At 41.6% G+C, this 25,632-nt stretch carries 23 protein-coding genes; 19 read left to right on the plus strand and 4 right to left on the minus strand.

Features of this window, described 5'->3' with window-relative positions; all coding sequences use genetic code 11:
• Nucleotides 1–349: 349 nt before the first annotated feature.
• The 4 genes from GN112_RS18225 (at nt 350) to gyrB (ending at nt 5,245) form a co-directional block, all read left to right on the plus strand.
• The gene (locus GN112_RS18225; RefSeq protein ID WP_155311530.1) at nt 350–964 is read left to right on the plus strand and encodes a recombination-associated protein RdgC; all 615 of its coding nucleotides are present in this window, start codon (nt 350–352) and stop codon (nt 962–964) included.
• Nucleotides 965–1,028: 64 nt separating this feature from the next.
• On the plus strand, nt 1,029–1,499 hold the full coding sequence (locus tag GN112_RS18230; protein WP_231717057.1) for a hypothetical protein: 471 nt from the start codon (nt 1,029–1,031) through the stop codon (nt 1,497–1,499).
• Nucleotides 1,500–1,724: 225 nt separating this feature from the next.
• Nucleotides 1,725–2,843 (plus strand): DNA polymerase III subunit beta, encoded by a 1,119-nt coding sequence (gene dnaN / locus GN112_RS18235; RefSeq protein ID WP_155311532.1) that lies wholly within the window; start codon nt 1,725–1,727, stop codon nt 2,841–2,843.
• Between the two features lie 5 nt (nt 2,844–2,848).
• The gene (gene gyrB / locus GN112_RS18240; protein ID WP_155311533.1) at nt 2,849–5,245 is read left to right on the plus strand and encodes a DNA topoisomerase (ATP-hydrolyzing) subunit B; all 2,397 of its coding nucleotides are present in this window, start codon (nt 2,849–2,851) and stop codon (nt 5,243–5,245) included.
• A gap of 262 nt (nt 5,246–5,507) precedes the next feature.
• Here the strand turns inward: gyrB and asnS are convergent, their stop codons facing one another.
• Nucleotides 5,508–6,890: an asparagine--tRNA ligase gene (asnS, locus tag GN112_RS18245; protein ID WP_155311534.1), complete on the minus strand. Its 1,383-nt coding sequence runs from the start codon at nt 6,888–6,890 to the stop codon at nt 5,508–5,510.
• Nucleotides 6,891–6,892: 2 nt separating this feature from the next.
• Nucleotides 6,893–8,314 carry a trypsin-like peptidase domain-containing protein gene (locus tag GN112_RS18250; protein WP_155311535.1) on the minus strand — a complete coding sequence of 474 codons (1,422 nt, stop codon included), beginning with the start codon at nt 8,312–8,314 and terminating at the stop codon, nt 6,893–6,895.
• 44 nt (nt 8,315–8,358) lie between these two features.
• Between GN112_RS18250 and GN112_RS18255 the strand changes: the two genes are divergently transcribed.
• The 11 genes from GN112_RS18255 to GN112_RS18305 all read left to right on the plus strand — a co-directional run bounded on the left by GN112_RS18255 (nt 8,359) and on the right by GN112_RS18305 (nt 19,286).
• Nucleotides 8,359–10,860, plus strand: a complete 2,502-nt coding sequence (locus GN112_RS18255; RefSeq protein ID WP_155311536.1) for a TIGR03960 family B12-binding radical SAM protein — start codon at nt 8,359–8,361, stop codon at nt 10,858–10,860.
• 2 nt (nt 10,861–10,862) lie between these two features.
• Entirely contained in the window at nt 10,863–12,407 is a 1,545-nt protein-coding gene (locus GN112_RS18260; protein ID WP_155311537.1) for an Rne/Rng family ribonuclease, read from the plus strand.
• A 178-nt stretch (nt 12,408–12,585) separates the two neighbouring features.
• A complete protein-coding gene (gene rpmH, locus GN112_RS18265) occupies nt 12,586–12,720 on the plus strand; it encodes a 50S ribosomal protein L34 (protein WP_155311538.1) in 135 nt (44 codons plus the stop codon).
• Nucleotides 12,721–12,792: 72 nt separating this feature from the next.
• A complete protein-coding gene (gene rnpA, locus GN112_RS18270) occupies nt 12,793–13,155 on the plus strand; it encodes a ribonuclease P protein component (protein WP_155311539.1) in 363 nt (120 codons plus the stop codon).
• A complete protein-coding gene (yidD, locus tag GN112_RS18275; RefSeq protein WP_155311540.1) occupies nt 13,152–13,361 on the plus strand; it encodes a membrane protein insertion efficiency factor YidD in 210 nt (69 codons plus the stop codon). The genes rnpA and yidD overlap by 4 nt, the downstream gene beginning before the upstream one ends.
• Before the next feature lie 130 nt (nt 13,362–13,491).
• Nucleotides 13,492–15,138: a membrane protein insertase YidC gene (gene yidC / locus GN112_RS18280; protein ID WP_155311541.1), complete on the plus strand. Its 1,647-nt coding sequence runs from the start codon at nt 13,492–13,494 to the stop codon at nt 15,136–15,138.
• Between the two features lie 14 nt (nt 15,139–15,152).
• A complete protein-coding gene (jag, locus tag GN112_RS18285; RefSeq protein WP_155311542.1) occupies nt 15,153–15,923 on the plus strand; it encodes an RNA-binding cell elongation regulator Jag/EloR in 771 nt (256 codons plus the stop codon).
• Between the two features lie 7 nt (nt 15,924–15,930).
• Nucleotides 15,931–17,376 (plus strand): tRNA uridine-5-carboxymethylaminomethyl(34) synthesis GTPase MnmE, encoded by a 1,446-nt coding sequence (mnmE, locus tag GN112_RS18290; RefSeq protein WP_155311543.1) that lies wholly within the window; start codon nt 15,931–15,933, stop codon nt 17,374–17,376.
• Between the two features lie 35 nt (nt 17,377–17,411).
• Nucleotides 17,412–18,110 carry a YkgJ family cysteine cluster protein gene (locus GN112_RS18295; protein WP_155311544.1) on the plus strand — a complete coding sequence of 233 codons (699 nt, stop codon included), beginning with the start codon at nt 17,412–17,414 and terminating at the stop codon, nt 18,108–18,110.
• On the plus strand, nt 18,103–18,444 hold the full coding sequence (locus GN112_RS18300) for a hypothetical protein (protein WP_155311545.1): 342 nt from the start codon (nt 18,103–18,105) through the stop codon (nt 18,442–18,444). Before GN112_RS18295 ends, GN112_RS18300 begins: the two co-directional genes overlap by 8 nt.
• A 35-nt stretch (nt 18,445–18,479) precedes the next feature.
• Complete coding sequence (locus GN112_RS18305) at nt 18,480–19,286, plus strand: 50S ribosomal protein L11 methyltransferase (protein ID WP_155311546.1); 807 nt, start codon at nt 18,480–18,482, stop codon at nt 19,284–19,286.
• 446 nt (nt 19,287–19,732) lie between these two features.
• Here the strand turns inward: GN112_RS18305 and GN112_RS18310 are convergent, their stop codons facing one another.
• Entirely contained in the window at nt 19,733–19,963 is a 231-nt protein-coding gene (locus GN112_RS18310; protein WP_155309029.1) for a hypothetical protein, read from the minus strand.
• 229 nt (nt 19,964–20,192) lie between these two features.
• Here GN112_RS18310 and GN112_RS18315 point away from each other — a divergent pair, with 229 nt between their 5' ends.
• From GN112_RS18315 to GN112_RS18330, 4 genes are read left to right on the plus strand one after another with little or no spacing between them, the layout of a single operon-like run.
• A complete protein-coding gene (locus GN112_RS18315) occupies nt 20,193–20,558 on the plus strand; it encodes a hypothetical protein (protein WP_197743251.1) in 366 nt (121 codons plus the stop codon).
• 4 nt (nt 20,559–20,562) lie between these two features.
• A complete protein-coding gene (locus GN112_RS18320) occupies nt 20,563–21,138 on the plus strand; it encodes a plasmid partition family protein (protein ID WP_155309688.1) in 576 nt (191 codons plus the stop codon).
• Nucleotides 21,119–22,798, plus strand: a complete 1,680-nt coding sequence (locus tag GN112_RS18325) for an integrase (RefSeq protein ID WP_155309035.1) — start codon at nt 21,119–21,121, stop codon at nt 22,796–22,798. Before GN112_RS18320 ends, GN112_RS18325 begins: the two co-directional genes overlap by 20 nt.
• A complete protein-coding gene (locus tag GN112_RS18330) occupies nt 22,774–23,442 on the plus strand; it encodes an AAA family ATPase (protein ID WP_155309036.1) in 669 nt (222 codons plus the stop codon). Before GN112_RS18325 ends, GN112_RS18330 begins: the two co-directional genes overlap by 25 nt.
• 467 nt (nt 23,443–23,909) lie before the next feature.
• On the opposite strand, the gene GN112_RS18335 is transcribed toward GN112_RS18330, so the two are convergent.
• Nucleotides 23,910–25,625, minus strand: a complete 1,716-nt coding sequence (locus GN112_RS18335) for a DEAD/DEAH box helicase (RefSeq protein WP_155311547.1) — start codon at nt 25,623–25,625, stop codon at nt 23,910–23,912.
• Nucleotides 25,626–25,632: the final 7 nt, after the last annotated feature.

Here is a 25,632-nt window from a genome sequence, read left to right on the forward strand (position 1 = left end):
ACCGTTATTCCCTTGAGCTGAGCCCATATATAAATATTTTCAAGATCAAGATCTTTGGCGGTCGCCCTTGAAAACTTTGAGTGGATATGCAGGTCAGCTATAAAAGTATTTGAGTTCATTATATATTTTTAATTTAAAATTATTGAATTCTGTATGATTCAATATCTTTTGTCAATAGGCCAGGATGAACCGCGGACGATATCATCATCATGCCTATGAAAGATGATATTTTCAGCCGCCACTTCTGGTCGGTTTTCTAAAAAAGACCTTGAAAAAGATACTAAAAAAATGTATATGTATGCGTTTTTAATTAAAATTACTAACATCTTAGCTGGATTCGGAATCATCTATGGGAATATTTTCTTCTTCTGTTTCGATTACGCAATACTTTGTCGAGGGCAAACTCGACGAACCGATCATTGAAACCATATCCAAGGGATTAAAAAAACAGTCAATCGAGGAAATTGACAACGAATCGTCAGATAAAGCCATTGGATGGACCTGTTTTAACGATCCTTTCAATACGGATTTTGATAAAAATCCATTTTTGATCGGCACTCATTTGGTTTTTTCCATGCGTATCGATAAAAAATCGATTCCCGCAAAAATTGTTCAAAAACACTATACTCTGGAAATGAAAAAGCGGCTTGAATCCAGTGGTCGCGAGTTTTTAAGCAAAACCGAAAAAAAAGAAATCAAAGACCATGTACTCCATTTATTGAATCTGAGAATTCCTGCAACCCCGAACATTTATGATCTGATCTGGAATTACGAAGAAGGTCGCCTGTGGTTTTTTTCCAATTTGAAAGGGGCCAATGAAGAACTGGAAACCCTTTTTACCCGGTCATTCAAATTAAAACTGATCCGGCTTTTTCCATACAGCATGGCGACATTGACATCGCCGCTGTCGGATATGGAAAAAGATACCATTGCCCAACTCAGTCAAACCCGATTCACGGAGTAACCATATTCCTATGCTGGATGTCGCTGTTGCATACAACCGATACAAATTTATTGGTAATGAATTTTTGACCTGGCTTTGGTTTAGCACCGATACCAATCAGGACTATTTTAAAACGATCGATGAAACCATCACAACACTGGATATCGGCAACCGTATCGTTCTTGAGAACAATGTCAATGATACCAGTGAAATCATTACGATCAAAGGGGATGATGCCGGATTGGAAGAGGGGCTCCTCTCCCTTCGCAAGGGTGCCGTGGTCGTTGAGATGAATCTGATCTACAAAACGGAAAATCAGGAGTGGAAATTCTCAATCAAAGGCGAAAGCCTCAGTTTTTCAAGTCTCAAGGTCCCTGAAACCGGTCCAATGGAAACAAAAGACGACGTCGAGGGGTTATTGCTGGAAAAAGCCTATCTTTTCGAAAAAGCAATCCATCTGATCAATGGCCTCTTTAACGCGTTTCTCAAACTGAGGGCATCGGTGGAATGGGATCAAACTGTGGTTCCGGCGATTCGAAAATGGGTGCTGCCCTGATGGCTGATGATTACCAGCCGCAGCGGACTGATATCGGGTTAATAATTTGTGAGTTATGAACAAATTCGATTTCGTTGCCCATGAAAGCGTGAATTTAAAAATGTATAGAAGGGGTTATTAACGGGCAAGGTATAAAATTAACCCAATATTTTTAAATTGTTATAGATTTATTAACTTTTTGTCAGCTCTAAGTAGAATAAGAACCTTTACAAAAGGAATTCTATTATGAAATTCACGATCAACAAATCTCAAATTGTAAGCGTGCTGGCAAAGATTCAGGGGTTGGCCGGACGACGTAGCAATCTAGCCATTACCGAAAACATATTGATCCGTAGCGGTAATGAGGGGGTTCATCTGACGGCCACTGATCTTGAAACCGGATTTGAGGGGTTTTATGGGGCTGTGGTAGATACAGAGGGGGCTATTGCCGTCAGCGCAAAAAAACTATACGAAATTTTACGTGAATTCCCTTCAGATGACATTGTGATCAACGAAATTGAAAATCGGTGGATCGAAATCGGCAGTGGCAAAATTCAATACCACATCGTTGGAATGAATCCCGACGATTTTCCGGAAACACCGCACATTACTGAAGTCAATTTTTTTCCGATTGATGCCTCTGTTCTCGAAAAAATGATTGAACGCGCCACGATTATTTCTGCGGCCGGAGATGAAAAGCGGGCCCATATCAACGGTGTTTTCGTCGAGCGAATCAAAACCGAAGATATTTGTTGCTTCCGTTTTGTATCGACGGACGGCAGCCGGTTGAATTCAGTCGATCATCAATTTGATATGTCGCAGACCATTGATGCGGGTGAAGGGGTACTGGTGCCAAAAAAAGGACTTAATGAGGTTGCCAAATTTTTAGACATCGAAGGCGATGTTCAAGTGGGCATCAAGGATAGCAATTTCGTTGTCCAAAAAGAGGCTGAGACAATTATTATCCGTATGCTTGAAGGAGAGTTTCCCAAATACGATGACATTCTGAAAAAGGGAACGGTCCACCTGATTGAGTTGGATAAAGTAAAATTTTCCAAGATGCTGAAACGAATGTCCATCCTGGCCACGGATAATTATAAAGGCGCCGTATTCAACTTTGATGAAAATAAACTGGTGGTCACTGCCACCAATCCGGACTATGGTGAGTCCAAGGAAGAAATGGAAATTGAGTTTTCCGGCGACGTTATTGAAGCCGCGTTTAACCCGAAATTTTTTCTGGATACATTGAGTGTTATTGAGGATGACAATATCATTCTCAATATTGTAGACGGCAACCACCCCTGCATTATCGAAGGCGACGGGGACAAAACTTTTACCAGCGTCATCATGCCAATGAGAATTTAAAATTAATGAACGACAATTACGATGCAAATAGTATTGATGTGTTGGAGGGACTTGAACCGGTTCGGTTAAGACCTTCCATGTATATTGGAAACGTCGATGTGGCGGGTCTGCACCATCTCGTCTATGAAGTGGTTGATAACAGCATTGACGAAGCCATGGCTGGATTTTGCGATGATATCCGGGTCACGATCCACCCGGACAACAGTATTAGCGTTGAAGACAATGGGCGCGGCATTCCGGTTGATATTCACCGTACGGAAAATATCCCTGCTGTCGAGGTTGTTTTAACCAAGTTGCATGCTGGGGGAAAATTTGACAATGACAGTTATAAGGTTTCCGGGGGACTTCACGGTGTGGGCGTCAGTGTGGTCAATGCCCTATCCAAAAAGCTTGAAGTCGAGATCTACGCCAAAGGAAAGATCTATTATCAGACATATGCACAGGGGATAAAAACAAGTGAACTGACCGCTAAAGGAGATACGGACAAAAGGGGCACAAAAATCCATTTTATCCCCGACGAAACCATCTTCAATGTTAGTGAGTTCAATTACGATATTCTTTCCAGACGGCTTCGGGAACTGGCCTTCCTGAATAAAGGGGTCAATATTTTTATTGAAGACGAGCGTTTCGATAAAAATGAAAAATTCTTTTACGAAGGCGGTATCGTTTCATTTGTCGAATATTTGAATAAACGTCATGCTGTTTTGCATGAACCCGTATTTATCGAAGGTTATCGAAATGATGTCAATATCGAAGTCGCAATTCAATACAATGCGACCTATAAAGAAAATATTTTTTCTTTTGCTAATAATATCAATACAATAGAAGGTGGATTTCATCTTATCGGATTCAAGGCCGCGCTGACCCGATGCATTAATCAATATTGTTTAAACGGAAATTTGCCAAAAAATCTTTCGGCCAAAATCAGTGGCGACGATGTTCGTGAAGGATTGACCGCCATCATCAGCGTAAGGATAAAATCGCCGCAGTTTGAGGGTCAAACCAAAACCAAACTGGGAAACAGCGAAGTCAAAGGTCTGGTCGAATCGCTGGTCAATGAAAAACTCAGCGCTTTCATGGAGGAAAATCCCGCTGTATCGAGAAAGATTATCGAAAAAGCAGTCGATGCCGCCAGAGCGAGGGATGCGGCAAAACGGGCGCGGGATTTGGCCAGAAACAAGGGAGCCCTGATCGATTCCACCCTTCCGGGGAAACTGGCTGAGTGCCAAATTTCCGACCCGGCTTTAAGGGAACTGTTTCTGGTCGAGGGGGATTCCGCCGGTGGTTCCGCAAAACAGGGTCGGGACAGAAAATTTCAGGCCATTTTGCCGTTGAAAGGCAAAATATTGAATGTGGAAAAGGCCCGCTTCGATAAAATTCTGCGCAGCGAAGAGATAAAGAATATTATCACTGCCTTGGGAACGGGTGTAGGAAAAGAAGAATATAATATTGAGAAAATCCGCTATCACAAGATCATTATAATGACCGATGCGGATGTTGACGGATCCCATATCCGAACCTTGTTGCTTACTTTTTTTTACCGACAAATGCCTGAATTGGTAGATAAAGGGTATTTGTACATCGCCCAACCGCCGCTTTTTAAAATAGGCAAGGGAAAGAGCGAATCCTACATAAAAAATGAAAAAGAGCTGAATGATTTCATTCTGAAAAAAATATGCGAGAAAAAACATATTAAAATTGTCGAGACCGAAAGGATCCTCTCGGATCATCATCTTTTTGTTTTCTTGGGTGATTTGAGCGAATATGTTGCCTCGATGGCCAAATTGGAAATAAGCGGGTATCATCAGAATGTTGTCGAAACGTTGATTAAAGCAGATGTCCTGGATAAATCCTTTCTTCAAGATCAGGAAAAGATGCGTCTGCTGCAGGCGAAATTTGAAGAGGAAGGCTATTCAACAGAGGCATTGCCATGGAATGAAGAAGACGATATTTTTGAATTAATTGTAAAAACGCCCGATCAGAACAACTATCAGCAGGACAATATTGTTGGAAGGAATCTGATCTATTCATCGGATTATCAAAAATGTTTGATGTTGTATAAAAAAATAGAAAGTCAGGATATTCCGCCCTTTGAAGTGACAACGATCGATCGTGAAGACACACCCGTCAGCGTGGAAGATAAATTCAGACTGCTGCAGGTTCTTATCGAAGAAGGTAAAAAAGGTCTCAATATCCAGCGGTACAAAGGCCTTGGTGAAATGAATCCGGAACAGTTATGGCAAACCACCATGCATCCCGACAAGCGTAACCTATTGAAAGTGACGGTGGAGGATGCTGTCGAATCGGATGAAATTTTTACTGTTTTAATGGGGGATGAAGTCGAACCCAGAAGAGATTTTATCCAAAATAATGCGCTGGAAGTCAGTATGTTGGATATTTAAATTTCCATAAATAAAGAATCCCTGATATTCAATGGAATATCAGGGATTCTTGAATGGGTGCGCTCCTTTAATGACAAATATGGTTACAGGATCAGCTTCAGATGCAATTGGTGGATCAGGATAGTCGGTTCAGCGATGAGGCCAGCGGTAAGTCAGATTATCTGCTTAAAAGAGCAAATACTGACTCTCATAATCACCAGTGGTTGTCAATCCTTTTTTTTTAAATTGTTAATACGTTTAACAAGTTTGTAGGATCCTATAATTAAAAATCGATATTTCCCGGTGTCCTTGGAAAAGGAACCACATCTCTAATATTGGTTACACCGGTGATGAGCATCAGTAAGCGCTCAAATCCCATTCCAAATCCACTGTGAGGGGCAGAACCATACCGTCTTGAATCCAGGTACCACCAGTAACTCTCTTTGGGCAGACCCAATAGATCCATCCTGTTTTCCAGGACATCCAATCTTTCTTCGCGCTGGCTACCGCCGATCAGTTCGCCAATCCGGGGAACGAGGATATCCATGGCGGCCACGGTCTCATCATCTTCATTCATCCGCATGTAAAACGGCTTTATCGTTTTTGGGTAATCGTATATCACAATCGGCTTTTTGAAAAATTGCTCGGCCAAGTAGCGTTCATGCTCTGACTGAAGATCCAGTCCATGGGAAATCGGGTAGGTAAAGGATTTATTGGATCGGAGCAATATGTCTACCGCTTTTTTATAGGGAATTCTTTCAAATTCGGAAGAAACGATATTTTTCAGAGTGGATATTAATTGTTTGTCAACAAAACGGGCAAAAAGATCGATATCTTGTGAGCAATTATCGAGAACGAAAGTGATAAGAAACTTAATCAGGTCCTCACCAAGATCCATGTTTTCAATGAGATCGCAAAAGGCCATTTCTGGTTCGATCATCCAGAACTCGGCGACATGACGACTGGTATTTGAATTTTCAGCGCGAAAAGTAGGCCCAAAAGTATAGACGTCGCCCAAGGAAAGCGCAAACATTTCGGCGGACAACTGCCCGGAGACCGTAAGATTTGATTCCGCACCAAAAAAATCAGTTGAAAAGTCGATCTTTTCATCCGGGGTGGTGGGAAATGGAGGTGTTAATGTCGTTACCCGAAAAAGTTCCCCAGCGCCTTCGCAGTCGGATCCGGTAATGATGGGGGTATGGATATAGCGAAATCCTCTTTCACGGAAATAGTTGTGGACCGCCCAGGAGAGTTCGCTGCGAATTCTGAATATTGAACCATATTTGTTGGTTCGTGGCCTCAGATGAGCGATGCTACGAAGGAATTCATCGCTATGCCGTTTTTTTTGTAAAGGGTAGGTATCGGGTGCCAGACTTATTATTTCGATGGATTTAGCCAAAACTTCCCATTTTTGACCGCTGCCTTTGGAAGGTACCAGATCACCGGATACGGCAATAGCAGATCCGGTGGTCACCTTTTTGAGGTCGGCGTAGGATGGTAAATTTTCATCGACCACGACTTGCATGTTTTTAAGGCAGGATCCATCATTTATCTCAATAAAGGAAAAATTTTTTGAATCGCGTTTTGTACGAATCCAGCCTTTAATTAAGACATCATCCAATACCTTTTCTGAGTTGATCAGTTGCAGAATTTTGATTCGTTTCATTTTTAATTATCCCTTAAGGATACATTTATATGATAAAAATGGCCTTCCCTCTGGATGAGAATGACCAGTGATGAATGATTGTGGTATTTTGCGATTGCAGAACGAAAATTTTCCATATTTTCAATTTCTTCCTCACCAATTTGGCGGATAATATCACCCGGCTTTACACCAATGCGGTCGAGTTGAGACCCATTGCGCATTTTGGTGATCAGAACCCCTGGTTGAGGTGGGATTCCATATTTCATCTGAATGTCACTATCCATTTCAAAAATGATGATCCCCAAATGCTGGTAAGCGAAAGATTCGGCTTTTTCATTTGGAAAAGATTCTGTTTTTATTTCTAAATTTATTATTTTCTGATTTCTTGACACCTTTGCCGCAATTGTTTGACCGACCGAAACCGACTTCATTTGTATTTGAAAATCAGATACGGATACCAATGGATGGCCATCCATCGATATTAAAATATCTCCTTCTTTAAGGCCTGACTGTTCTGCCGGACTCTCTGTGTCTACTGACGAAATCAATAATCCATAGTTGTTTTCCAAATTCAAATATGCGGAAAGACTCGATTCAATGGGTTGAACGGCAATTCCTATCCACGCTTCGACAACCGTTCCATAATTGATTAAGTCGGAAATGATGCGTTGGGCACGGTTGATGGGAATAGCAAATCCAATTCCTTGCGCTTGTGCATAGATTGCCGTGTTGATGCCTATCAATTCGCCATTGATGTTGAGCAGGGGGCCACCACTGTTTCCAGGGTTGATTGAAGCATCGGTTTGAATAAATTCATGAAAAACACGATCCGCTGTTTTTATACTGCGATTGACCGCACTGACAACGCCAGTAGTGACGGTATGGGAAAAACCAAACGGGTTTCCGATGGCAATCACCGATTCGCCGATCATTAAATCATCCGAATCTCCCATCTGAACATCCGGCAAATGCTGGTCAGATTTAATTTTTAACACAGCAAGATCGGAATCCTGATCCATACCCACGATAGTGGCATCAAATTCCCTGCTGTCATTTAATGTAATGCTGATCTTGGTGGCTTTTTCGACGACATGATTGTTGGTCAACACATAACCGCGGCGACCGTCGATGATGACACCGGAGCCCAAACTGGTCCGTTTCTCTCTGCGCGACAATTCCGGAGAAAAAAAATCATTGAAGAATTTTTCAAGGCGGGGATCCATTCCATATTTAGAAAACGGATTGGAATTCTTGCGAATTTCATGCTGCGAGTTTATATTGACAACCGCAGGGCTGACCTTTCTTACCGCCTTAACGACATTATTTTCGCGTGTCTCAACATTGGCATAACCTCTTGGAGAAAAAAAAAAGGATAATGATAAGAGAGCGAATAACAAGGTGAATCGGAATAATTTTCTATTGATTTGTAGGGTTATTTTTGACATTGCAGGCCTTTTTGCATTTTAAAAACAAAGTAAAGAAGAATAACATGAGCGAAAAAACGATTCAAGATATCCTGCCCCTTGTGCAAATGCCTAGCCGATATCTGGGAAATGAATTTAACCGAATAAAAAAATCTTGGAATGATACAAAATTACACATTGCATTAGCATTTCCAGACCTTTACGAAATTGCCAGTTCCCATTTCGGAATACAGATTTTGTATGCTATTTTGAATAAAAATAGAGAAATAATGGCTGAACGGGTGTTTGCGCCAGCATTGGACATGGAAAAACAGCTGCGCGACAACAATATACCATTATGTTCCCTGGAATCCCAAATACCGATTGGTGAATTTGATATTATCGGCTTCAGTCTGCTCTACGAACTCAATTACACCAACATGCTTAATATGCTTGATTTAGGTGGCATCACGTTTCTTGCCGAGAAGAGAAGGAAAGAAGAACCGTTAATTATTGGCGGCGGTCCCTGCACATGCAATCCTGAACCGATTGCAGATTTCTTTGATGCCATCGTCATTGGTGATGGTGAAGAAGTGATCGTTAAAATGACGGATGCCTGGCAAAACTGGAAAGCATCCATTGATCGGGATCGATCTTCATTACTTGAAAGTTGGTCAAAAATAAAAGGTGTATATATACCATCCTTCTTTCAGGTGGACTACAATATGGATGGCGAACCCATCCTTACCCCCAAAAAATCGGGTTATCTGGCGGTGGAACGGGTGGTTGTCAAGGATCTGAATGACACACCCTTTCCGGATTCACCGATAATTCCTTATGGTAAACCCGTCCATGATCGTCTTAGGGTCGAAATTGCCAGGGGATGCACCCGCGGATGCCGTTTCTGTCAGGCCGGAATGATTTACCGTCCGGTTCGGGAGAGGGATCCGGATAAAATAATATCATCGGTTAAAACAGCCCTTGGAAAAACAGGATACGAAGATCTATCTTTGCTATCTTTAAGTACAGGAGATTATACGTGTATTTCATCAGTCATGGAAAAAATAATGGCATTTGGGGAAAATGATAATGTATCCATCTCATTGCCATCTTTGCGAGCCGGTACGCTTACCCCGGAATTAATGGAACTTATTAAAAGAGTACGCAAAACTGGATTTACGATCGCCCCCGAAGCCGGCAGTCAGCGGTTGCGTAATGTAATCAATAAAATGATTACCGAAGCGGATATATTCAGAACGGTTGATAATGCGTTTTTGATGGGATGGCGAATGATTAAGCTGTATTTCATGATTGGGCTGCCAACAGAGACACAGGATGATCTTTGGGCGATCGTTGATATGGTAAAGCGTTTGAAGGCCCATAATAAAGATAAAAAATTTAAAAAAATAAATGTCAGTTTTGGAACTTTTGTTCCCAAACCGCATACGCCATTTCAATGGGAATCCCAAATTGATCTGGAAACAGCCATTGGAAAAATGAATTGGCTAAAAGATCAATTGAATATGAAAGGAATCCAGGTCAAATGGCAGGATCCCCGAGTGAGCATAATAGAAGGGGTTTGGTCAAGAGGGGACAGAAAACTTGGACAGGTGTTGATAAACGCGTGGAAAGCCGGCTGTCGGTTTGATGGATGGAGTGATTATTTCAATTATGACAGATGGATAAATGTTTTTAAAGAGAGTGGGGTAATACCGACAGCATACTCGTTTACGCCAATGAACGAAAAAAGAATATTACCTTGGGACCATATCAATATCGGTGTTGAAAAAAAATATTTGATTAAAGAAAGAAAACGCGCATTCAAGGAACAACGAACCACGGATTGCCGCAACGGAGATTGCAGTGGATGCGGCGTGTGTGACTTTAAAACGATTAAACCCATATCATTTCAACAAAAAGAAAGTGATTGTGGAAAGGAAAAGGTTGAAAAAAATATACATCCCATTGAACAATCATTCAAATATCTAATAAAATTTAAAAAAATCGGATTTGCTCGGTTTTTGGCGCATCTTGAAATGATAAAAATTTTCAACCGAAGTTTTCGGCGTGCAAAAATACCGGTCAAATATTCTGCCGGCTTTCACCCCATGCCAAAAATTTCTTTTCGAGATACATTGCCAATGGGAATGCAGAGCGAAAATGAAGAAATGTTGATTACGCTGGATCTATTTTTAGAACCGGAAACAATTTCTCGTCGGCTATCTTCTGAATTATTAGAAAATATTGAAATTATAGGATGTTACGAATTTTCCAAGATAAATTTAACTGTAGGCGATGACAATAAGACCTATTGGGTTGAACTTAAAGATGGTTTTTTTAAGGAAAAAGATTTAGAATGGTTTAATTTCCAACAGTCTGTAAATATTGAAAGAAAGAACAAAAAAGGAAAAATATTAAATTTTGATTTAAAAAAAGCAGTAGAGAAAGTTGAACTGCATAGCAATAAAAAATTAAAAATAATTCTCAAACCAATTGAAAAACACATTATCCGACCAACGCAAGCCATTAAAATAATATTTAATTTAAATAAAGAAGACATATTAACGGCGCTTATAACAAAAATATAATTATGTATAAAAAAATCATTATCAATGTGGAAGACCATGAAACCCGTGTGGCCCTTGTAGAAGAGGAAACCATTGTAGAATTGTTTATCGAAAGAAAAGGGAGCCGGGATAATACAGGAAATATATATAAAGGGCGTGTTCAACGTGTGTTGCCTGGAATGCAGGCCGCTTTTGTCGATATTGGTCTAAATCAAGCCGCTTTTATCTATGTGGATGATGTCGTTCGAAATAATTACTCAGACATAGAAGAATATTTTACTTGTAATGATTATAAGGAAAACAGTGAAGAAACGGTAGAATTGAAAGAAAAAATTTTACCAATAAAAGAAGAAAAGGAAAATATTGAGGATATTATTTCCGAGGGTCAGGAAATCTTAGTTCAGGTATCGAAATCGCCAATAGGAACAAAAGGCGCCAGAATAACATCAAATATTTCTCTTCCTGGGCGATTTTTAGTTTTAATGCCGACCTCAAGTCATATCGGAATATCAAGGCGGATCGAAGATGAAACCGAACGCCAACGATTGAAAGATATTGTTACTGAGCTTTCTAGTAATACCAAGATGGGGTACATTGTCAGGACGGCTGCAGAAGGTGTCAATAAAGAAAAAATTGCCTATGAAATGGGATTCTTAAAAAATCTTTGGTGTAATATTCAAAAAAAATATCAAACCTATGGAACCCCTTCGACACTTCACCAGGAACTGAACCTGAGTTTAAGGGCCGTACGCGACCTGTTGATTCAAGAAGCTGAAAAGTTAGTCATTGATTCTAAAGCCGATTACGAATCTGTTTTGGGGTTTTTGGAAACCTTTAATCCATCGCTTAAACCTTCAGTGGAACTCTACGATGGAAAAGAACCCATTTTTGACGCGTACAATCTGGAAGGTGATATATCAAGAGCGCTTAAAAAGAAAGTCTGGTTAAAATCAGGTGGTTATATAGTTATAGAACACACGGAGGCACTGGTTGCCATAGATGTAAATACGGGCCGGTATGTAGGAAAACACAATTTGGAGGAGACGATCCTAAAAACGAATTTGGAGGCAGTTAAAGAAATCGCCTATCAAATCAGGCTCAGAGATATTGGAGGAATTATTATTATCGATTTTATCGATATGGAAAAAAAATCCAATCAGGAAAAAGTGTTTTCCGCATTGAACGAGGCTTTCACAAAGGACAGAAGTAAAACCCACATCTTACCGATTTCCGAGATGGGACTAATCCAAATGACGCGAAAGCGAACAAGAAAACCGCTTAGCCGACTGATGTGCGACCCATGTCCTTATTGTGAAGGTGAAGGATATATAATTTCTATTAAGTCTATATGTTATTCGATTTATAGAGAAATATTAAGGTATGCAGTGGATATGACCGGAAAAAAGCTTACCCTTCGGGTTAATCCAGAAGTCGCGGAATTTTTGCATGGTGAAGAAAACCGACTGATCCCCGGTCTTGAAAAGGCGATTGAAAAACAGATCATTATATATCCAGACAGTCGATATCACGTAGAAGCTTTTGAAATTACAGAATCATCGTCCGTTTAAAAATTCAACCTGAATATTCAGGGCTCAGGGAATTCAGGCATTTGCCGAATTTTTAAATGGTTGGATTATCAATCTAAAATTGATCCTTGACACTAACTTTCCCATATGGTTAAGATACCCGATTCAACATACGCCAAAAAGAAAAGATTAAAAATCTGAAGAAGGAAAAAAGAGAAAAATGAAAAGAACTTATCAGCCCAGCCGAATCAAAAGAGCGCGCACCCATGGATTTAGAAAAAGAATGTCAAGCAAAGCTGGAAGAAGAATTATCAATCGAAGGCGTGCAAGAGGAAGAAAGAGACTTGCGCTTTAAAAAAATAATAAGACCCTTTTTTGTGATTTGGCATGTTTAAATAAATACAATTGCAAAAAAGGGTTTTATTCATTGAAAGAATACAGTTTTAAAAAGCATGAAAGACTAAAGAAGAGTAAAGAATATAATGCCCTATCCAAGCACGGAAAAAGGTATCACGAAGCTGATTTTATAATTATTTATAAAGAAAACAATGAATTAAATAATAGGCTAGGAATAACGGTATCAAAAAAAGTTGGGAACGCTGTAAAAAGAAACAGGATCAAACGCATAATTAGAGAATATTTCCGAAATAACAAAATATTATTACATTTAAAACTCGACATTAACATTATTGCCAAAAAAACGGCAAGACATATAGATTCAATAGAGATTGGAAAACAGGTTTCAAGATGTCTGATGTCGATAGGTAATTCGAACAATAGAAAACAATGAACAAGTTAATTCTATTTTTTATTAGGGCTTATCAAATTGCTGTATCGCCATTTTTAGGAAGAAATTGCAGATTCATTCCAACTTGTTCAGAATACGCGTATCAAGCTGTCCAGACCCGCGGGACGATTAAGGGCGGTTTCCTTGCTATTAAAAGAATTTTAAGGTGCCACCCTTTCCATCCAGGGGGATATGATCCGGTTCCTTGAACTTCAATAGAGATCCTTTTTAGCCCAATTCCCGCCTAAGCTACCTTTCAAAGTATGAAAAATACTTTAAAAAGAATAATTAATATTGAATTTAAAAATTTGGCGTTGATCAGCGTCAAGGAGAAATAAAATGGAACAAGTTCGACTGCTGTTGGCAATCGGTCTATCTTTCATCGTACTATTTGTATGGAGCGTCTTTTTTGTCGATAAACAGCCAGTCACTCCCAATGAAGCTGAAAAAGTTACGAATAGTGAACCTATAAAGCAAGAAGCAAAAAACGAAAGCCAATTGCCCGCCGCTTCCGAACCCGTTAAAAGCAAAATAAAAAAACAGGAAATATTCGATGAGAAAACAATCAGTATAGATACTCCTAATTATATAGTCAAAATTTCAAATAAGGGCGCAACATTCACCAGTTTCGTCCTGAAAAAATATAAAGAAACCGCAGAGCCAGGATCGCCAAACAAAGAACTTATTCCAGAGGAGCTTTCTGACGGAATCTTTCATGCATCGGTTTCAAACCATTCCATGCTTAATATGGCTAACGGAATTTTTTCAGTGAATACCGAAAAAGACAAAATAACCATAAATAACGGTATCCAGTCACTAAATTACAGATGGGTATCCGACAACGGTATCATTGTTAATAAAACATATCGGTTCGACCCAAAATCATATCTGATTGGCTTAGAAATTACTATTGAAAATCAATCAACTAACTTGTTCAACGATGAACTTGTTCTATCCATGCGCAAAGCAGAAGAAGAAGCCAAGGGATATGGATTCACCGGACCAAGCGCATTAATTAATGATTCACTTGAACAGATCAAAACTAAAAAAATAGAAGATAAAAATAACTACTCAGGCAAAATTAAATGGATTGCTTGTGAGGATAGATACTTCATGTACGCTATAGTTCCAGAAAGAGAAATGGTAGGAACAATGAATCTATCCATAAAAGACAATCTGGTAATAAACCAACTGGTCAGTCCAGCCGTCCAAATTGCGCCAAGATCAAAAGCACGATCCAATTTCTTAATTTTTATCGGTCCAAAAAGTATGGATTTGCTCAATAGCTTGGGTCATGACCTAGGTAAGGCGCTTAACTTCGGATTTTTTGATATTATTGCAAAACCCTGCCTATGGTTTATGAACAAAATCCATGGGGTAATTCCAAATTATGGATTGGCAATTATCATATTGACAGTATTTACAAAAATCATTTTATGGCCGCTTGGATCTAAAAGCTACAAGTCAATGAGTGATATGAAAAAATTACAGCCACTGATGGCTGAAATTAGAGAAAAGTATAAAAATGATAAGCAAAAGATGAATCAAGAGCTCATGGCGCTCTACAAAACATATAAGATTAACCCAATGGGGGGTTGTCTACCGATGGTTTTACAAATCCCTGTATTTTTCGCTCTTTATAGAATGCTGTATCAAGCCATAGAACTGCGGCATGCCCCCTTTATACTATGGATTAATGATCTTTCAGCACCAGATCGACTATTTGATTTTGGATTTAAAATACCTTTTATGGAACCCCCTTATGGAATTCCTGTATTAACTATCGTTATGGGTGCAACCATGATGTTGCAACAAAAAATGTCCCCACCTCCGGGTGATCCTACACAAGCTAAAATGATGATGCTCATGCCAGTGGTTTTCACCTTTATTTTTATCAACTTCTCATCAGGACTAGTTTTATATTGGCTGGTAAACAATGTTTTGTCCATTAGCCAACAATACTATGTCCAAAAGAAAAGCAAATAAATTCCGGAGGAGTTATGTTAAAAGAGATTGAATTTCTGGGTAAAAATGTTGAAAAGGCATTAGAAAAAGCCAGCGATGAACTCAATCTGCCAATTAATAAAATTAAGCATGAAGTATTGACTTATGGTTCGACGGGTATATTTGGGTTGGTCGGTGTAAAAAAAGCAAAAATAAAAGTATTTGTTGAAATAGAAGAAAAAAGAGTAAATAAGTTTATTGAAGAAAAAGAAAGACCAACGGATGACTATAAGAAATTACAATATTCAGAATCAGAAAAAGAATCCTCTATAGATACAGATGTAAATTTGGATTATGGCAAGCATGCATTAAAGACTATAGTTGACGCAATTTCTGATAATGCCGAAATAGACGCAAAAAAAAAAGGCGACAAATATTTATTTGAAATATCCGCTGGAGACAGTGGAGTACTAATTGGAAAGCGGGGACAAACATTGGAAGCGATTCAATACCTGCTTGAAAAAATGATTAATAAAAAAAGTAGAAATCGGCTGAGAGTAATGGTGGATATAGAAGGTTATCTCGATAAAAGAAAGAATAACCTTAAGCAAATGGCTCAGAGAATGGCTGAAAAAGCAAAAAGAATAAAAAAGCCGGTTACAATAGGACAGATGAATGCCCATGATAGAAGAATTGTACACATTCATCTTAAGGACGAACAAGGAATAAGAACACAGAGCGTTGGGGAAGGCTACTACAGAAAATTAATGATTTTTCCAAAAAAACAGGGAAATCGAAGACCAAGAAAAGAAAAGAACACCGAATAATCAATCAATGGATGGAAAAAAAAAATACAATTTATACGAATCAAACACTATTGCAGCCATTGCTACACCATTGGGACCTGCAGGAATAGGAGTTATCCGAATTTCAGGTTCCGATGCGAAGTCGATCGTTACCAATATTTTTATTGCTAAAAATTCCGCACTGAATTCAAAAGATACAAGACCATCAATATTCGAGTTTAAATCCCACCAAGTATACTACGGAAATATCCTAGATTACCATACCGGGAAAATTATCGACGAAGCGATAGTTTTCTATATGAAAAGGCCTAACAGCTTTACCAGAGAAGATGTCGTCGAAATTCAATGCCACTCAGGTATCGTCAATCTCAATAGAATTCTCAATTCCGTTCTGGATTCAGGAGCTAAAATAGCAGAAGCAGGGGAATTTACCAAACGTGCCTTTCTAAATGGAAGAATCGACCTGAGCCAAGCAGAAGGCATTATTGATCTTATCAACGCACCATGTAAAAAAGCCGCAGAGATTGCAACGAATCAAATGAGCGGACACATAAAACAATATGTTGAAAAAATTAAAAAAAAATTAATTCATTTAAAAGCGCAATGTGAAGCCAAAATTGAATTCGAGGAAAGCGCTGAATTAGAAAACGGACTTAGCCTAAGTGAAATAAACCATATTATTTTTAATAACATTTTTAATGACTTAAAAACGGCAATTCAACAAAGCAAAGATCATTCAATTTATAGTCAAGGTATCAGCATAACAATCGCTGGAATCCCCAATGTCGGAAAATCAAGTTTGTTAAATACTCTAGTAGAAAGTGACGTAGCGATTGTAAGCGAGGTTCCTGGAACCACAAGAGATGTTTTAAAAGAAAATATAAATATTTACGGAATTCCCGTGATTGCTTTTGATACTGCCGGAATTCATCATTCAGATGATCCAATTGAAATAATGGGAATAAAAAAAGCCCATCAAAAAATTGAAAAATCCGATATTATTCTATTTATGTTAGATGCCACAAGATCGATGTTGGCTTTTGAAAAAGACTTTATTATCCAGCATAAATGTCAAAATGTTATTATTATCGTCAATAAAATTGATAAAATTGATCGAGAACGTTGCAATTTTAACGAAGTTAAAAAAATAGGGTTGCCGGTGTCCTTTATTTCCGCAAAGCATGGAAATGGAATTAAAGAATTAAAATCAACTATTTATGATGAAATAACAAAAAATATTGATCAAATTCACAAAAACGACGCTATTACGACGAATTTTCGACAACGAAAAATTTTCGAAAAAGCGGTAGAAAATATTCAATCTTACATGAAAGATCCAAATCAAAATGAATCATATGAACTGATATCAGAATTAATAGACATTATCATTAAGGAGATGGATGATATAACGGGAGATAACTTAGCTATTGATATTTATGAAGAAATTTTTAAACAATTTTGTATAGGAAAATAATGTTTCACGTGAAACAAAAGTGAGGAGATCTTTTGATGAAACCAGAGCTGGCAGCGATTTTTAAAGAATATGAGTCTTTTGCAAAACAAGTGGATGGCGTATGGGAAACTGTCAGAAAACAATTTCCAGAATCTGTTCAGTGTAAAATAGGGTGCTCTGATTGCTGTCACGCGCTATTTGATATTACTTTGGTCGAAGCGTTATACATAAATGATAAATTCATTACAGAACTTCCTGAAAACAGGAAAAATGAAATATTAGCAATTGCAAATAAAACAGATCGGAATATTTACAAGCTAAAGCGAAAAGCATTTAAAGCCGTAGAAGCGGGAGAAAAAACTGAAGAGCAGGTTCTGTTTGAAATGGCTGCAGAACGATCGCGTTGTCCTTTATTGAACCTGAATGACCGTTGCGATCTCTATGATTATAGACCGCTTACGTGCCGTCTGTATGGAATTCCAACATCTATTGGCGGTCGTGGGCATACCTGTGGTCTATCTTCGTTCAGTGAAGGTCAATCCTATCCTACGGTTAATCTCGATAAGGTATATTCTAAACTTTATGATTTATCCGTTGATATCATTAATACGCTTCAATCATCCCATAAGGAAATGAGTAAAATTTTGATGCCATTATCAATGGCTTTGCTGACAGTATTTGATGATTACTATCTTGGATTGAAATCGGAGGAATTAAAGGATTCCAACCAACAAAAGGATTTGAAAAATGAATAAAAATTTCTCTGATGAAGATAAAAAAAGGGCGGTTTTTGATTCGATGTCACCTAGGCGCCAGAAATATATTTCTGAAAAAATAGGTTATGAACGATGGGATCCTTTTGAAAAACCAAAGGATCCCATCGATATTAGAAAAGATAAAAATAATCGTACGTCACAAATGCTGGTTCGGGAATTTTTACAGTCCAAGACGATGGAAGATTATTCAAACAACTACGGTCGAGGTGTTTTAGAAATGGCTATCGGCATAATCAATGATGATGACCGATATATCGCAATGTATGAATTTTCACTTTGGTATAAAAATTTATTAGAAAAAGAAAAAAAATAAAGAATTTGTTCTTGTTGGGTAAAAACGGTAAATAAATGCTCTCAACAAATGGTAAAATTGTAAAATTCATCTCGCAATCTAAGGCAAAGGTTAATTTTAAAGACCTGAAAATGCAATTTTGCCGTTCCGGTTTGTTATCTCAGAAATCCTTAAAATCCATCATTAAAACGTTAATTGAAGATGGGACGCTTAAATATATTTATGAATTTGGGCGTTCATATATTGATATATCATATGAACGTCCCATTTTAATCTCTGAGCACGTTTATATTAAACCTGAGAATTCTTCTTTTCATTCTCATCCGGGCCAAACAGTTATAGCTTTAAAAAAAGGATCCTCTTTTGGTGGGGGAGAGCATCCAACCACGAGGTTGTGTATTCATTTGATCGATGTGGTGCTGCATTCAAACCGGTTTTCTAAACAAAAAGACGATTACCGCGGCCTTGATATCGGGACTGGTTCCGGTATTTTGGCTTTAGTTGCAGCCAAGCTGGGTGTTAAATCGATTACCGCTTTAGATAATAATCCTTGTGCGATCTATGAGGCAAAGGATAATGTATGTCTCAATGGAATGTCTGAAAAAATTATTGTCGAAAACCAGACGGTTTCTGAATTATCCGGCTGTTATGATTTGGTAATGGCAAACTTGAGATATCCCACATTGATCGATTTGCGTGAGGTTATAGATAAAAAACTTAAAGCAGAGAGTACACTGATATTATCTGGATTGAAACCAGACGAGGTCCAGTTGATTTTGCATCATTATAAAAAATCCAGGTTTATCGCTTGGAATAAAGTGGTCGAAAATGGCTGGTGCGCGATATGTCTTGTCAGAGATTGATTTTTAAACGTTCTTTGTTTGGTTATAGATTTGTATTTGTAGTGTTGTGATCGTTAAAAAATGGGGCTCTCACGAAGTCGATTTTATCTATCCGTTATTATTGATTTTTATTTTAGAAAAACATCTTTCTTTTTTAATTCTAATTCATTTCGTATTCGTCTGCTAAGGCAAAAATAGTGTAACGGCCTACCCCGCCTATGCGGCAAAAGTGTAACGGTTGGTTCTACTATCCCGCAGCGAGACCCCGCCCCAAAAATCAATAAACCTACCACGCTACCCCGCCGCAATAGCTCCCGCCGGCAATCGTTTTTACCAAAAAGTTTTTGTAGGTTGTAAAGTGGGTATTGTCATGGTCCAAGAAAATGAGGAGAAAGCCCGGAACCATCACTTCCGGGCTTTCAGGGTGAACTCCGTATCAAGGCCGGATGTTCATTAAGTAAATTACTTTAAACTCCGGCCACTTTCAAGGCCGGATGGTAAAGCTGATCCAAATATCCTGTCGTTGGTGCAACACCGTTTTTTGTGTGTGCCGGTGCTGCTTTCGTGGGCATGCTTATTGTTGCGATGCATGCCGCATCGCCGGTCGTCTCCAGTCCCGTCGAAAAGCGCAGCGACGCTACCGTAAAACCGATAAAGGTAAAAAAGCCCACCGTCTTGCCGAAAACCGTCGTCGGCATCGTGAAATCGATCCACGTAGAAAAAACATGGATGATCATACTTCAACAAGCCCTTTTAAACGGGTTATGTTGCCACCACAGATCGAAATTTCGGTACCTTTTCGCCTCGGTTTTCGATGCCGCTGCCATTTTTGCGGTCGGCCGGGTGAAATTGTGAGCCATTTTCCACGCCGTGGTTATGGATGAAATCTTTTTCAGGATTTTTTACGCAGATAAGGAGGCCAATATCATGAGACGACGGTTTACAGGGGGAGAACTGTTTCAACTGCGCAATCGGATCCCGGTTGACTGGCTGATCAAAGAACAGCTTCATATCCCATCTAAAGTGATCGAAGGCATTTTTCGTTTTCTATGCCCGCTATGCAATGAATTTCAAACCGCGACCAACCCCAAGACCAATCTCGCCAGGTGCTTTCTTTGCGAGAAAAACTTCAACCCGATTGATTTGGTCATGACCGTGAAAGGCCTTGGATTCGTTGACAGTGTCAAATATTTGCAAACCCTTGTACCAAACAGACCGGATCCTTTAACGGACCAACGGTTGGAATTGAATCAACTGCTTGGCGATATCGGGAAACGGATGAGCATCGGGTGAACAGATGGCCAACAACCGACTCACCCAATTGGAGGAGATCATCGCTGCCAATCAACACCATTTTCACCAAACCGGTAAGGCATTAAAGCAGATTCGAGACGATCAATTGTTTCGAGATTTGCTGTTCGATTCGTTTGAAGGCTATGTCAAGGACCGGTGGGATATGGCCCGATCCCAGGCATATCGTCTGATTAAGGCCGCCAATGTCATCGACAATTTGTCTCCAATTGGCGACGGCATCCTTCCGGAGAATGAATACCAGGCCAGGATTCTAACGCGTTTTACAAAAGAGGATCAACGCAAGATCTGGCGTGCATTTATCGCATCCGGCATGGCGCTCACGGCTAAGAATATTAGAAAGTACGCCCATCAAACCCTAAAGGCCAAGCATGTCAAAAAAAAGAATGCGTCTGTGGTCGATATCATCAGCGCAGACTATAAAACGGCCGTGATGGCCATGCTGGAACAGATTCGGTCGGCGCAAAACGATGATTGGCAAACGACATCCAGACAAGCGGCCTTATTCTGGCTGAAAGTGATGAAAGAGAAAATCATTCGTCATGAAAGACAAAGACTTTGAACAACTGCCCATGGACGACCGTTTCCTGATCTTGCTGCACAAAAAGATCATGGACAAAACCGGCAGCGCCAAACGCAGGGCCAAAAAATATTACATGGATCAATACCGTAAGACCGGCGTCATTCCCAAACCGCTGCTGCTTGCCGGCCAAGGCATCATGGAAGGCAGAAAGTGCAGCGGCCGGCGCCGGGTCTTGACCGAAAAAATCCAAAACCGCTTCATCGAGATGGTCAAGGCTTCCAGCGATCCATCGGACGATCGTTTTGTATTTATCACCCGCCATGGACGAACCATCAAAAATTACCACGCCTGGCTCGAACAAGAGTTCGAACGTAGCATCTCACTTAGCGCTTTAAGGCGTTTTGCCAGGCAAGCCAACCTCAAGGTCTATTTGGAAAAACCAGACTTCGAGGAAAAGAACGATCCCAGCGTCTGCTTTAAGGACGAACCGGTCTTCGATTTGATTCAAATGGACGGATGCAGGTTTCGCTATTTCAAGATTCGATCGGACGACGGCGTTTGGGCCAAGCCCCAGGTGATCGAGTTTTTTGACACCGGATCGCGCAACATGCTTGTGCTTGACGCCTATTTTTCCGAAAGCAGTCTAAATTCGGTGGACCTGTTCGAGAAATTTTTGGTGAGCACCCCCTTTCCGCAAAAAAAGATACGGCTGAGACCGGACAATGCAAAGGGTTTTGTCAACCTGAAACGCCCCATCAACGAACTGAACATCAAATTTTCATTGCCAGGCGGATTTTATCTGCAACCAAACTTCTCACGCATCCATGCGCCCAAGGACAAAGCACATCTGGAATCATCCCATCGCAGCATCCATCATTTTGAAATGCGGATCATCAAGCACTTTGAAGACCGCATCGTTAAGACAGAACCGGGCTATATCTACAAAAAGGGCAAAAAAGGAAAAATTACCATCACCTATCTCGACATCGATCTTGCAACGCTGCGCCAGAGTGGTTTACTCGAAGCCTATCGCCGGCAGCACAATGAGCAAAAGCACTATTATTCTGTGAACGGTAAAACATCGGCCTGGGTGCCCAAGGAGAAGTTTGACGACGGTCTTGCCCAATACGAGTGGATAACGTTCAGTGCGGATGACGTACGCCATTTCGTCAAATACGGCTATGACAAGATCAACGCCACCGTGGGGGCGAAAGGCATCATTACTTTCAAAAAGCAGACCTACTATGTGGCCGTTGGCGCGCAACACTTCAGCCGCCACAAGAGCACCAAGGTGTATATCTCCGATCTTGGCGACAAGCTGTTTATCTTCGAGCATAAGGAAAACGGTATCCTGCTGGGTGAAGCGCTGCGCCGGGAACCTTACGAAAAGCCGGTCAAAAAGGCAGGCACCGAACCCAACGCGGTTGAATTGATCAGCGCTTTTCTGCAGGAGAAAAAGATGGCGGTGGACAGGCCACGACTGATTGACATCCATCTTCGGGGTTTGACCCTCGATGCCGCCCAAACAATCTATCGGCAACACCGGAAACGATATATCGCTTACGCGATCAAACTACGCCAGCCTGAAACCATCACCGGCAAGGCGCTTTTCAATGCGTTCATTTTGGATTGCGAAAGACAATTGTCAAACAACCCTTTGGCCCCGTATGCCTCATGCAGCGAAAACAAAGTTTTATAAACGATAAGCGCCGGGTCTCCTATCTATCCGCGGTATACAACCGGATCTACCGGGGACAGAGCGTATTGATCGAGGGCGAATATGGTGTCGGAAAAACTCGTTTCCTCGAACTGCTCAAACCCAAAAAACTTCAAGGCGTATGGGTGGAGTCGCTTTTCAATGTGCATGAAATGTTGGCCTCCATCCTTCAAGGGTTGAACTACGAGGCGGTGGCCACTTATCGGCGCACGCCCCATCATTTGAAGCTGATCCGCAATCTGACCGATTATTACATCATCATCGACGAGGCCAATGACATCGAAAAAAGGGTTTGGCCCTACCTGAAACGAATCATGGACGCGCACGTGCCCATCGTTTTGGCCGGACTGCCAAAGGTGAGGACATATTTGACCAGCCAGCATCCGGATATCCTCAGCCGATTGAAAACCTTGATTCTGTATCCCATCGTAGTCGAGGATTTCATCCTGGAATACAAGGATTTTGAATCTGAAGCCATCGAACAGATTTATGTGGCCACCAGGGGCGATATGAGAAAATTCAAGGAAATTTGCACGGATTGCCGCGACAAGGCCAAAGAACTGGGCCATAGCTTCGTCGATTTAAATCTGGCGGTCGACTTTCTCGCCAATCTTCATCCCATGTAGGCTCCAAAAAACAATCTCTTCCCTCACTCTGCGGCGAATCAGCTTTCTCCCAAGACCTGTTAATCTAAATCCCACATCGTAACTTTTTTTAACTCTCGTAAAGTCGATTGTTATTGCATCGTTTCTCTATTAACCGCTAACGCGCAGCGGCATAAGATGCTTCAAGGCCTGAAATACGATGAAAAAGTTACATTATTTTGCAACGTCCTAAAGGCAGCCAATGATCACTAACGCATTAATATATTTGGGATATTTTTTAAACGGGGCCTGAATAAACAGAACGGGAAGCGTTACACTATTTTTGCCTTAGCATTCGTCTTCTAAATCCGCATGGATTCTCTGTACGCCAAGGGATCTTGGACCGGTTAAGCTGGTGTAGATTGCATGGTCGCCGGTTTCTTCGGTAGAGTGTTTATCCAGAAGAATAAAAAAAAAGGAGTGGTTTGCAGATTACCAGTAAATGGCCCTCAAAAAAGCGACATCTGTCCCTTAAGGTCCAGCCGCATGCCGTATTCCGCTTCGAAATCCGCCTGGATGTTCTGGATTTCATCGGGTGTGAGGCCGGCGATACTGGCGGAGATGGTGTCGTTTTGGGCGTCGGCAGATAGATTGCGGATCTGACAGCCATCGGGCAGCATGGAGCGCAACAGGGAGCGTGGACGCACGGCCCCGCCCTTGCGTTTGGGCGGCTCAAAGATCACCGTGCGGCAGGCGACCCGCTGGATGTGCCACTTCAGGTAGGCGAAACGCTCGTTTTCCGTTTCCGGCGACCGGAAGGTGATCCGCAGAGTCGTTTCATCCACATGCAGCCTGGCGCCGATCGCTCCCGCCTGCTTGAGGATATCGCGGGTCGATGTCCGGGCCTGGTTGGCGGTGCATTCGCCTTCCCGCGCGTCGTAATGCAGCACCGGTTCGCCATCCAGACCGGCGGTGACCACCTCCGGCGGCAGACTCATTAAAATCGACTGCACCTTCTCCATGGTTGCGGCATCGCGAAGTCTCAGAAACGCGTCGGGACTGGTGACCTTGATCCCGGCGAACGAGCGCGCCTGGCGGAAGGGATCCGCTCCGCGGCTGCGCCACCCTTTGGAAAGGCCGGCCATCTGGGTGGCCCCGTACTGCAAGGGGTGGGCGCTGCGGTCGACGATGTCGATGACGATGCAGGCATGTTTGCCGGGTGACGTCCGCAGGCCCCGTCCGACACACTGGGTGTAGACCAACGGCGAGGTGGTGGGCCTGGCCATGAGAATGCATTCAACGCTTGGATCATCGAACCCCTCGGTGAGCACGCCATAGTTGGTCAACACCTGGATATTTCCGTCGGTAAAGCGTTTCAGGATGTCGCTACGATTTTTGCTCTTGCCGTCGATCTTCTCAGCCCGGATGCCCAGGGCCGAAAAATCCGAGGCCAGATCCAGGGCGTGGTCGACACCGGCGCAAAAGGCGATGGTTTTTTTGCCTCCACCCTGCTCCATCCAGGCTTTCAGGGTCAAGGCCCGGTTGGCGGCGGTATTCATCACCCGGGAGAGCGCACCCACCTGAAAATCTCCGGCCGACATCCTGACCTTGTCCAGATTCAAGTTTCCCCGGATGGTGAAATAGCGCATGGGCACCAGATAGCCGAGATCTTCCAGATCGGCGCGGGAAATTTCGAATGCCGTGCGGCCGAAAATGTCCAGGGCCGATTTGCCGTCCGTGCGCTGGGGGGTGGCTGTCATGCCGAGCAGCAGGGTCTCCTGGTCGGCTTGGGTGTGAAAGTAGTCGATCACTTCTCCCCAACTCGACGCCAGCGCCCGGTGGCACTCATCGCAGATGATCAGCGCGTAGTCCTTGGGATCATACTTTTCCTTGCGGCGTACCAGCGACTGAACCGAGGCCAGGGTGATGGCGCCCTGGGCCTTGACGGTACGCTTACCTTGCTCGATCTGCACCCCGAGTCCGGGCAGATGCCGCCGGATGGTGCGCGCGGTCTGGTCGATGATTTCCCGGCGATGGGCCACGAAAAGCACTTTGCCGAATGCCTTGGAGGCACGCAGGGCTTTGATGATGTGGGTCGCAATCACGGTTTTCCCGGCACCGGTGGGAAGGTAAAGCAGCATGCGGCGCTGGTTTTGCTCCTGATAACGCGAGACCACGGCGGCAACGGCTTTTTTCTGATAGGGGCGGAGTCGAAAAGGGCGCATGCGTATT

The organism is Desulfosarcina ovata subsp. ovata, from assembly GCF_009689005.1.
Taxonomy (GTDB): domain Bacteria; phylum Desulfobacterota; class Desulfobacteria; order Desulfobacterales; family Desulfosarcinaceae; genus Desulfosarcina; species Desulfosarcina ovata.